Genomic DNA, 1289 nt, shown 5'->3' with positions numbered 1-1289 from the left:
AATTATAAATGTTGAATGTTGAATGTTGAATAAAAAAGTTTTCTAAGAATTTACGCGAAGTAATACTAAATGTGAAATTTCTTATGCCAAACTTTTTGATGTCGAATTCAATTTAATGTACGTATTTACAAAAGAACACTCTTCAGTCTTTATTATATCATGAAATTAAAAATGATTTTGACTTTACGTAAGGAAGTTGTAGTTTTAAAAATGACAACACTCTTTAAACAAGATACAATTACTTACTATTAGAAACAATCAAGAATGAGCTTATCGAACTCTTAAAAAAGACATAAGAGAATTTCAAAAAATGATTATTCTCTATGTTGTTTATTTTCAACAACCAGCCATACCAAAAAGGTTGTGGCACATAAAAAAGTAAAGTACATGAGTAACTTATCAGATATAGGTTTTGATATACAAAGTGAGGAAGACTTATATTCTTTAACCGAAAAGGCATACCAAAAGTCAATTCCACTAAAAACGTTAAAAGGAACATATTTTATATTCTCTGACGCATCTGGCGCTGAACTATGGATTCAGATGAGTAAAAAAAATAAACTAATTGGTGTAAATCCGCATTTTAAAGGAAAGAGTAAACGAACAGTTTCTTTGACTGCTACTATTGATAGACCAGAAAGTATTTTAGATGGAGCATTTCATTCTTGGGCAGCTCCAACGGAGAATGATAATCCTGAAAGTGGCGTATATCCTTTTGTTTTTGATGTCCCAAATCATAAAAAATATTTAGGAATTGAGATTCCTCAAACAGTTGATATTCAATTGTCTGCATTTGCTCAAGAATTTGATTATTACGAATCGGAGGATGCTTTTGCCAACGAACAAGAAGGCGAACCGAAATGGTCATCTCAATCTTTCGTTCCAAGTGGATTATTTAATCAAAATGAAGGTAATAACTCAAATCCGCCTGAAGCTCTAGGATTATTTGCTGGTATTATTAAAGAAGCTGAAAAAAGAAAAAATGAATTTACTGGACAAGAATTCTATTGGATGCTTGTCGACACTCTTGGTGGCGAAGTTGATGTGCTAGCGGATTTAAGATTTTTCACTACTACTTCTCCGAAAAAAGGAGGAATAGTTCACGGGCAATTTTGGCTTTCTGGTTCTCTTCTGAACGAACCTAAAATGAAAGAAAAACCAAAATCAAGCTTTTTCAAAAAACTATTTGGAAAGAAATAACTCTTCTTACAAATAAACTATTAGAATTTTGCAAAATAGAACATGATTAAACTAAATTCACAATTGAGTTAAACGAACTTGATTGGAAG

General features: G+C 31.2%; 1 protein-coding gene. It reads left to right on the top strand.

What is annotated here, in order from left to right:
- The first annotated feature begins 387 nt into the window (after positions 1-387).
- Complete coding sequence (locus AA089_RS23040; protein WP_046759380.1) at positions 388-1200, top strand: hypothetical protein; 813 nt, start codon at positions 388-390, stop codon at positions 1198-1200.
- Positions 1201-1289: the final 89 nt, after the last annotated feature.

The organism is Kordia jejudonensis (assembly GCF_001005315.1).
GTDB lineage: Bacteria > Bacteroidota > Bacteroidia > Flavobacteriales > Flavobacteriaceae > Kordia > Kordia jejudonensis.
The sequence above is the reverse complement of the archived record's forward strand: the minus strand, read 5'-3'. Positions and strand labels throughout refer to the sequence as shown.